The 8,778-nt window shown below is 67.6% G+C and carries 12 protein-coding genes; 1 reads left to right on the top strand and 11 read right to left on the bottom strand.

Going from position 1 to position 8,778, the window contains the following annotated elements:
* Positions 1-123 precede the first annotated feature (123 nt).
* From ABE423_RS19865 to ffh, 10 genes are all read right to left on the bottom strand, one after another.
* Positions 124-534 (bottom strand): DUF1801 domain-containing protein, encoded by a 411-nt coding sequence (locus tag ABE423_RS19865; protein WP_032127552.1) that lies wholly within the window; start codon positions 532-534, stop codon positions 124-126.
* A 38-nt stretch (positions 535-572) separates the two neighbouring features.
* Positions 573-1,007 (bottom strand): DUF1801 domain-containing protein, encoded by a 435-nt coding sequence (locus tag ABE423_RS19870; RefSeq protein ID WP_125894519.1) that lies wholly within the window; start codon positions 1,005-1,007, stop codon positions 573-575.
* Positions 1,008-1,086: 79 nt separating this feature from the next.
* The gene (locus tag ABE423_RS19875) at positions 1,087-1,467 is read right to left on the bottom strand and encodes a DUF6404 family protein (RefSeq protein WP_125894521.1); all 381 of its coding nucleotides are present in this window, start codon (positions 1,465-1,467) and stop codon (positions 1,087-1,089) included.
* Between the two features lie 82 nt (positions 1,468-1,549).
* Entirely contained in the window at positions 1,550-1,951 is a 402-nt protein-coding gene (gene rplS, locus ABE423_RS19880) for a 50S ribosomal protein L19 (RefSeq protein WP_005408597.1), read from the bottom strand.
* Between the two features lie 154 nt (positions 1,952-2,105).
* Positions 2,106-2,864, bottom strand: coding sequence for a tRNA (guanosine(37)-N1)-methyltransferase TrmD (gene trmD, locus ABE423_RS19885; RefSeq protein ID WP_088025178.1), 759 nt, complete (start codon positions 2,862-2,864; stop codon positions 2,106-2,108).
* A gap of 8 nt (positions 2,865-2,872) precedes the next feature.
* Entirely contained in the window at positions 2,873-3,385 is a 513-nt protein-coding gene (rimM, locus tag ABE423_RS19890) for a ribosome maturation factor RimM (protein ID WP_293793026.1), read from the bottom strand.
* Positions 3,386-3,429: 44 nt separating this feature from the next.
* Positions 3,430-3,690 carry a 30S ribosomal protein S16 gene (rpsP, locus tag ABE423_RS19895; RefSeq protein ID WP_005415733.1) on the bottom strand — a complete coding sequence of 87 codons (261 nt, stop codon included), beginning with the start codon at positions 3,688-3,690 and terminating at the stop codon, positions 3,430-3,432.
* Between the two features lie 131 nt (positions 3,691-3,821).
* On the bottom strand, positions 3,822-4,604 hold the full coding sequence (locus ABE423_RS19900; RefSeq protein ID WP_346487266.1) for an aminotransferase class IV family protein: 783 nt from the start codon (positions 4,602-4,604) through the stop codon (positions 3,822-3,824).
* The gene (locus tag ABE423_RS19905) at positions 4,601-5,683 is read right to left on the bottom strand and encodes a nitronate monooxygenase (RefSeq protein ID WP_346487268.1); all 1,083 of its coding nucleotides are present in this window, start codon (positions 5,681-5,683) and stop codon (positions 4,601-4,603) included. Before ABE423_RS19905 ends, ABE423_RS19900 begins: the two co-directional genes overlap by 4 nt.
* A 148-nt stretch (positions 5,684-5,831) precedes the next feature.
* A complete protein-coding gene (gene ffh, locus ABE423_RS19910) occupies positions 5,832-7,208 on the bottom strand; it encodes a signal recognition particle protein (RefSeq protein ID WP_005408591.1) in 1,377 nt (458 codons plus the stop codon).
* Between the two features lie 122 nt (positions 7,209-7,330).
* Here ffh and ccsA point away from each other — a divergent pair, with 122 nt between their 5' ends.
* Entirely contained in the window at positions 7,331-8,125 is a 795-nt protein-coding gene (gene ccsA / locus ABE423_RS19915; RefSeq protein ID WP_032127560.1) for a cytochrome c biogenesis protein CcsA, read from the top strand.
* Positions 8,126-8,215: 90 nt separating this feature from the next.
* Here the strand turns inward: ccsA and ABE423_RS19920 are convergent, their stop codons facing one another.
* Positions 8,216-8,680: a hypothetical protein gene (locus tag ABE423_RS19920; protein ID WP_346487270.1), complete on the bottom strand. Its 465-nt coding sequence runs from the start codon at positions 8,678-8,680 to the stop codon at positions 8,216-8,218.
* Positions 8,681-8,778: the final 98 nt, after the last annotated feature.

Consider the following 8,778-nt stretch of genomic DNA (forward strand, 5'->3'; position numbering starts at 1 on the left):
GCGGGCCCGCGGCCGGCTCTACGGGTTCTTCTGCGCCGCCGGTGTTTCCCACGGTAGTGCGGGCCGCGGGCCGGCAACCTCCCGCCCCTCCGGGGGCATCGCGCAGCCGGCCAGCTGCCGGCTCTACCGCTTCTTCTTTTTGGCAGCGTTGAACGTGGCCGCCGCGCGCAGCAGTGCCTTCAACGCGGCGGCATCCGGCATCGCGCCTTCATGGATGTCGATCGCACGTCGCGTGTTGCCGTCCAGGCTGGCGTTGAACAGGCCCTTCGGATCGGCCAACGCCGCACCGTTGGCAAAGGTCAGCTTCACCGCCTGTTTGTAGGTTTCGCCGGTGCACAGGATGCCGTTGTGCTCCCACACCGGCGTGCCGCGCCACTTCCAGGTTTCCTGCACGTCCGGCAGCGCCTCGTGGATCAAGGCACGCACGCGTGCCAGCGCCTCGCCACGCCAGTCGCCCAGCTCGGCGATGCGTGCATCGATCAGTTCAGCGGCCGGGGTTCCGGCATCGGCAGGGTTCGGTGCATGCGTGGCCATCAGCGGTTCTCGTCGGCAGGGAGATCGGAACGATGCACTTACATGCGCTCGCCGGGCAATGCCGCGGCCTGGCGCACCCAGTCGAGGAACTGCGCCTCATCCAACGCACCCTCCTGCTGGATGTGCAGGTAGCGCGTATCGGCACTCCTGGACGGCTCGGGCGGCACCGGCTTCAGCGCAGCGCCGCGGAAGAACGCCACCTTGATGTAGCGGGTGAAGCAGTGGAAGCTGAGAAACCAGCCTTCGCCCGGCGCAACCGCATACATCGGCGAATTCCACTTCACTGCCTTGTGCACACCGGGTACAGCCTGTTCGATCAGCGCGTCCAGCTGTGCTCCGATCGGCCGCTTCCAGTCCGGCATCGCCGCGATATAGGCCTGCACCGGCGCATCGCCTTCGCCCTTGGCGATCTGCGGGTTGCCGCCTGACAACAGCGCGGGCGCGGTGGAAGGTGCGGTTCGCTTGGCAGGCATCGCACGGCACGTCCATCGGGATGAAACCGCAGCCTAGCGCGGCCTGTCCCCAACGGTCACGGCGCAGTGCGCCATCGGCTCAGTCCGCTTGCCGCGCCCGGAACTGCTGCCAGTCCGGCAGCTTGCGGTGGCGGCGCAGCGAGCGCATCAAGGCCGCCATCACCACGCCGAACAGCGCACCGGCCACCAGGCCGGCCGCCAGCAGCAGGGCCAGCGGGCGTTCACTGCCCTGCCACAGCATCAGCCACATCAGCGCGGTCCAGAACAGCCCGAACAGCAGGCCCTGCACCAGCGCATTGGTGCCGAAGCCGGCCAGGATCGGCGGTGGCAGTGCGATGCCCATGCGCCACAGCACACGATGCAGCAGCGGTGCCGACTGCACGCGCGCCAGCCCTTTTCCGTCGAGGAAGCGCAGCGCCGACTGGATCACGGCGGGATAGCGCGGGTTGATGTCGTTCATCCCCTGATCGTGGCCGAAGCGATGCCGGAAACGCAAACGGCCACCCGAAGGTGGCCGTCGCGGCAACAACCGAAGTTGTTTATCAGGCCTTTTCGGCCAGACGGGCAGCCTTGGCGGCAGCAGCGGCAGCCAGGTCTTCCTTGATGCGGGCAGCCTTGCCTTCCAGGCCACGCAGGTAGTACAGCTTGCCGGCGCGGACCTTACCACGACGCTTCACTTCGACCGAGTCGATGATGGCGCTGTGGGTCTGGAAAACGCGCTCGACGCCGTAGCCGTGCGAGATCTTGCGGACGGTGAACGAGGAGTTCAGGCCGGCGTTCTTGGTGGCGATGACAACGCCTTCGTAGGCCTGCACGCGCTCGCGGCTGCCTTCCTTCACCTTCACGTTGACGACAACGGTGTCGCCCTGGCTGAACTTCGGCAGTTCACGGGTGATCTGGGCGGATTCGAATTCCGCGACGATGGACTTGTTCAGCTTGCTCATGGGTTACACCGATTCTTGTTCGGGTGGGCGTGTCGTATCGACAACGTAGGCTCATGCAGTCACCGGACTGTGCTGCACGTTTGTTTTGGGTACTGCGCGCGTCGGCCGGGGCCGACGGGAATTGGCCATGATAGCCGATAACGCCAGCCCTGCGCTAGGGGCTGGCCTTGTGTTTCTGGGCCTGACGGCCCTGCTCCAGCAGCTTGCGGTCGGCCTTGCCCAGCGCCTGTTCATCCAGCAGGTCCGGGCGCCGCTGGGCGGTACGGACCAGCGACTGCTGGCGGCGCCAGGCCGCGATGGCCGCGTGGTTGCCCGAGCGCAGCACGTCCGGCACGTCACCCAGCGGGTGCTGGGCCGGCTGGCTGTAATGCGGGCAGTCGAGCAGGCCGAGGTCGCCCTCGAAGCTGTCCTGCGCCGCCGATTCCGCGTCGTTCAGGGCACCGTCCTGCAGGCGGGCCACGGCGTCGATGATCACCGCCGCGCCCAGCTCGCCACCGGACAGCACGTAGTCGCCGAGGGAAATCTCCTCGTCGACATTGGCCTCCAGGAAACGCTCGTCGATGCCTTCGTAGCGGCCACAGAGCAGGACCATGCGCGGCAGCGCCGCCAGTTCCCGCACCTTGGCCTGGGTCAACGGCGCCCCCTGCGGGCTGAGGTAGATCACCCGCGCCGGGGTCGGATCAGCATCACGGATCGCCTGCAGGCAGGCCTGCAGCGGCTCGATCAGCATCACCATGCCCGGGCCACCACCGAACGGACGGTCGTCCACCCGGCGGTAGTTGCCTTCGGCGTAATCACGGGGATTCCAGCCATGCAGGCTGAACAGGCCCTTCTCCTGCGCGCGCCCGACCACGCCCAGTCCAGCGGACTGGGCGAGGAACTCGGGGAACAGGGTGATGACGTCGAAACGCATGCTCACACTCAGAACTCGGGATCCCAGTCGACCACGACCAGGTTGGCCTCGAAGTCGACCGACTTGACGAAGTCCGGCTGCACGAACGGAATCATCCGTTCGCGGTCACCACGGACAACCACCACGTCGTTGGCGCCGGTGCTGAACAGGTGCGAGACCTGGCCCAGGGCAACGCCCTCGGTGGTCTTCACGTCCAGGCCTTCCAGGTCCACCCAGTAATACTCATCGGGCTTCGGCGGCGGCAACGCACTGCGGGCCACGTAGATCTCGGTGCCGTGCATCGCTTCAACGGTATCGCGGTCCTCGACGCCGGGGAAACGGGCGACCAGGTGCTTGCCGCTGTCGCGGCCGCGTACACCTTCAATCGTGGATTCCACGCCGGACGGGCTGCGCACGATCCACGGCTGGTAACGGAAAATGGCGGAACGTGGCTCGGTCCAGGACTCGAGCTTGATCTCGCCGCGCACACCAAAAGCGCCGACAACCCTGCCCAGCAGGATGCGGCGCTCGATATCTTTCATCTGCTTCAACCAAGAGGGCCACGCCGAAGCGTGGCCCGTCAGGATCAGGCCGCAGCGGCCTGGGACTTGGTCGCTTCCTTGATCAGGTTGCGGACCTTGTCGGTCGGCTGGGCGCCGTTCTTGACCCAATGGTCAACGCGGGCCAGGTCCAGCTCGATGCGCTTCTCGGCGCCCTGGGCGACCGGGTTGTAGAAGCCAACGCGCTCGATGTTGCGGCCGTCGCGCGCGCTGCGCACGTCGGTGACGATGATGTGGTAGAACGGACGCTTCTTGGCGCCGCCGCGGGTCAGTCGAATCTTGACCATGGTGTTTTTCCTATTGCCCAGTCGCCAGGATGGCGAGGTAAGCGGGCGATTATAGCGGCAGAGCCCGGCCGAGCCAACCCCGGGGTGAATCCGCCTTCACGGCAGCGCCGGGCCATGCCCGGCGGGGGTTTTCACCCCAATCTGTCCCAAGCCACCGCCGCCAGCACTGCCCTGCCCTGTTCAGCCAGTGCCTGCGAACCCGGCAGGACATGCCCGTCGATGGCGTCCAGCGCCCATAGGCCGCTGGCGTTGCAGGCAAAAGCGGCCTTCACGCTATCCAGTTCAGCCAGTGCCAACCGCCGCGTCAGCTGTGCCCCCTGCCAATGCTGCTTCAACAACGTCTCGGCAGTACCGCGCAGGGCCGGTGCCTGCGGCCAGAGCAGGCGCTCACCATCGTGAACGGCCAGGTTCCAGGTGCTGCCTTCGCTCACGTCGCCATCGGCGGTCACGAACAGCACATCGTCGAACCCTTCCGCCATCGCCGCACGGCGCTCGGCAAACAGTCCAAACGTACCGACGTGCTTGATCTGCGGCAGCTCGCGCTGCCACACCACGCTACGCACCCGCTTTGGTGCGGTCAGCGCCACCGGCGCGGACACCGCCACCAGCACGTCCACCGGTACGGCCGCCAGCGGATTGCGGAAATCGAAGCGGCGCGAGTACACCGTCACCCGCAGCGAGGCATCGGCCAGGCCGGCCTGCTGCAGCGCCTGCGCCATCCAGCCCCGCACCTGCGCCGCGTCCAGTTCGCTGCCGAACAGTTCGCGCGTGGCCTGCGACAGCCGCGCCAGATGCAGGTCCAGTCCCTGCACGGCGTGACCGCGCACCTGCAGCGAGGTGAAGTGGCCGTAGTTGACCAGCGCAGGCAGCAGATCCTCCACCTGCGCCGGTTGGCCGTTGCAGGTCACGGTCATCGCAACAGCGCCTGCGCTTGGCTCCACATGCCGCGCAGCACGTCGGCGGCCGGTTGTGCTGGCGCCATCCACGCCGACTGCCCGGCCCAGGCCTGCATCGCGGCCAGCCGGTTTTCCTGCACGGCCTGCTTGCGCATCGGCGCGGTCAGGCCACGCTGCACCGGGTACGGGCGTGGCGCCGGTGCGCCTTCTGCAGCGGCGGCGCGCACATAGGGGGTCGCCAGGCCACGCCCCAGGCGGCCGCTGAAGGCGCGGGTCGGCCAGGTATCTTCGGGTTCGCTGGCCGCCAATCCATCGGCCCACGCTGAAGCGATCGCCGCTTCGGGCGTGCGCAGGAAGGCAGTGCCGATCTGCACGGCGCTGGCCCCCAAGGTGAGTGCGGCAGCAATGCCACGGCCGTCGGCGATACCGCCGGCGGCGATCACCGGAATCTGCAGGTGATCGGCCAGGCGTGGCAACAACGCAAACAGGCCGACCAGCTGGCGCTCGGCCATCGCCGGATCGAACGCACCGCGATGGCCACCGGCCTCCACGCCCTGTGCGACCACCGCGTCGGCACCGGCGTCCTGTGCCGCACGCGCTTCGGACAAGGTGGTCGCACAGGCGATCCAGGCAATGCCGGCATCCTTCAACTGCTGTACGTGGCGCGGCAGCAGCACGCCCATGATGGTCGAGGCCACCGCCGGGCGCGCCGCCAGCAGTGCGGCGAACTGTTCTTCGAAGTCGGCGGGCGTGGCATCGGCGGCGCTGGCCGGCACGTCCGGACCCCACTGCGCGAGGAAGGCGCGGCTGGCGGCTTCAGCGGCGACATCACGGGTCGGTGCCGGGTCCGGCACCCATAGGTTCACCTGTGCGGGGCCCGTCGAGGCAGCGCGGAAGTCATCCATCCAGTGGCCGATATCGGCCGATGACGACAGCACCGCGCCCATCGCCCCCATGCTGCCGGCATTGGCCAGCGCAGCCGACAACGGCACCGGGCAGGCGCCGGCCATCGGGGCCAGCAGGATCGGAACGGATACGCCAAAGCGCCGGCAGAACGCGTCGACGCGGGAAGATACAGATACAGCGGAACTCTGCATGACGGCCCATCGTTTCGGACAGGCCCCCATGGTGCGCGCAGGACGGGGGTAGAGTCGAGCTTGCTCGACTGGACCACCAACAGCAGTCGAGCAAGCTCGACGCTACGCAGGCCGCGCCGACCACAGCGCGCGCCCACGCATCAACGCATCAACGGAACGGCATGCCGCGGCCGCCCATGGCGCCCATCATGCCCTTCATGCTGCGCAACATGCCCTTCATGCCGCCGCCGGCCATCTTGCTCATCATCTTTTCCATCTGCATGTACTGCTTCATCAGCTTGTTGACGTCGGCGGGGGTCACGCCCGAGCCCTTGGCGATGCGCGCGCGGCGCGAGCCGTTGAGCAGGTTCGGGTTGCGCCGTTCCTTCTTGGTCATCGAGCTGATGATGGCGATCATGCGCGGCACTTCCTTGCCCTGGCTGACCTGCTGCTTCAGATGGTCGGGGATGTTGCCCAGGCCCGGCAGCTTGTCCATCAGGCCGCCGATGCCGCCCATGTTCTGCATCTGCTCAAGCTGGTCACGCATGTCGTTCAGGTCGAACTTCTTGCCCTTGGCGACCTTCTCGGCCAGCTTGGCGGCCTTGTCCTTGTCGACCTGCTGCTCGACCTGCTCGACCAGCGACAGCACGTCGCCCATGTCGAGGATGCGGCTGGCGATACGGTCCGGATGGAACACGTCCAGGCCTTCCGGCTTTTCGCTGACACCGACGAACTTGATCGGCTTGCCGGTGATGTAGCGCACGCTCAGCGCGGCACCGCCACGGGCGTCGCCGTCGGTCTTGGTCAGCACCACACCGGTCAGCGGCAGCGCATCGCCGAAGGCCTTGGCGGTGTTGGCCGCGTCCTGGCCGGTCATGGCGTCGACCACGAACAGGGTTTCGGCCGGATTCACCGCCGCGTGCAGGGCCTTGATCTCGGCCATCATTGCTTCGTCGATGGCCAGGCGGCCGGCGGTATCGACCAGCAGCACGTCGACGAACGACTTGCGCGCATCGTCGATGGCGGCGCGGACGATGGCTTCCGGCTTCTGGTCGGCGCTGGACGGGAAGAACAGCACGCCGACCTGCTCGGCCAGGGTCTTCAGCTGCTCGATCGCGGCCGGACGGTAGACGTCGGCCGAGACCACCATCACCTTCTTCTTGCGCTTTTCCTTCAGGTGCTTGGCCAGCTTGCCCACCGTGGTGGTCTTGCCGGCGCCCTGCAGGCCCGCCATCAGGATGATGGCCGGAGCGGGCACATTGAGGTTCAGGTCGCTGGCTTCGGCGCCCATCACCGCGGTCAGCTCGTCGCGCACGACCTTGATCAGGGCCTGGCCCGGGGTCAGCGACTTCAGCACTTCCTGGCCGACCGCGCGCACCTTGATGCGCTCGATCAGGGCCTGCACCACCGGCAGCGCAACGTCGGCTTCGAGCAGCGCGATGCGGACCTCACGGGTGGCCTCGCGGATGTTCTCCTCGGTCAGGCGGCCGCGGCCACGCAGGCGCTCGATGGTGCCGGAAAGGCGCTGGGTCAGTGACTCGAACATTCGGCGCAACCTGTCTGAAAGCGGGGGACAATAAGGCAGACAGTATAACGGGTCCGCTCCCCTCCCCGGACTGCGACCACAGGGCCGTCGCCACCACCGCAGGGGTATGCGAAACTGCAACGATGTTAATCGTTCTCATCGCCGCCCTGCTCTACCTGGCCGCCAGCGCCCTGCTGGTGCGTGCGCTTGGCCGCGATGAAAGCACCGGCTCCCCCGCCTGGCTGTGGCCCGCCCTGCCGGCGATGCTGCTGCACGGCGGCTACCACGTGATGGTGGCGATGCGCACCAACGGCGGGCCGGACATGCACTTCTTCGCTGCGCTGTCGCTGGTCGGCCTGGGCATGGCCTGGCTGACCTCGCTGGTCGGCGCGCGCGGGCGCATGTCGGCACTGGGCGTGGTGGTGTTCCCGCTGGCCGCGGTACTGCTGCTGGCCTACCACGGCTACGGCCACGAACCGAGCAAGGTGCTGGGCTGGCGCCTGGCCAGCCACGCCTGGCTGGCGCTGCTGGCCTACGCCACGCTGAGCATCGCCGCGCTGCTGGCGATCATGCTGTGGCTGCAGGAACGCGCCCTGCGCCGCCGCGAGTTCCGGCCGTGGCTGCGCGCCCTGCCGCCGCTGGCCGATCTGGAATCGCTGCTGTTCCGGGTGATCACCGTCGGCTTCGCGCTGCTGACCCTGACCCTGGTCACCGGCGTGCTGTTCGTCGACGACCTGCTGGCGCAGAAGCTGGTGCACAAGACCGTGCTGAGCGTGCTGTCGTGGATCGTGTTCGGCGTGCTGCTGATCGGCCGTCGCCGCTACGGCTGGCGCGGCATGAAGGCGGTGCACTGGACGCTGGCGGCGATGCTGTTGCTGCTGCTGGCCTTCTTCGGCAGCCAGTTCGTGATCGAACTGGTGTTCGGGCATTCGCGATAGCGGTGTGCCGGCCAACGGTCGGCACCCACCCCGGTAGTGCCGGCCGCTGGCCGGCAACAGGACCGCACCCTGCGTGGATGCCGCAGACGGTCAAGGCAGCGGCTGGGCCAGGATCTTCCGTACCGAGCGACCGCTGTTGGTGAGGATGTCGTCCACCTGCCAGCAACCCTGGCCCTGGCGCACCATCGGCAGCCGGGTCACGTAGGCCGTGTTCCATACCGAATAGCGCATCTCGACCTGGCCGGACGTCGCCGAGGCCTCTTTCCAGATGTAGCGCACCGGACTCTCGATGTCGCCATCCTGCGCATCCAGCCACGGGTCCGAATCGACGGTGCAGATGCCTTCCTCGCGCGTCTGGCAGGCGCGCTCGCCACGCAGGGCCTTGCCGAAGGCCGGGCTGACCAGCGCCGGCAGCGGTTCCAGCAGATCGCCATTGCCGGTGGTTGCCTCGTAGAAGGCACGGGCGACAGCCACTGGTTCCTGGCAGGCCGGTGCGGCCTGCACGGCGGGGGCCAGCAGCAGCCCGGCGATCATGAACATCCCTGTCTTCCGCATGTATTTCTCCTTGAGGTAGTGCCGGGGGGGGGGGCGCACCCACACAAATAACAGCACGGGGCCGCCCCGCCCGCACCTCAACCCAAAAAACCACAAAA

Source organism: Stenotrophomonas sp. TWI1409 (genome assembly GCF_039673015.1).
In the GTDB taxonomy this organism is placed as follows: Bacteria; Pseudomonadota; Gammaproteobacteria; order Xanthomonadales; family Xanthomonadaceae; genus Stenotrophomonas; species Stenotrophomonas maltophilia_A.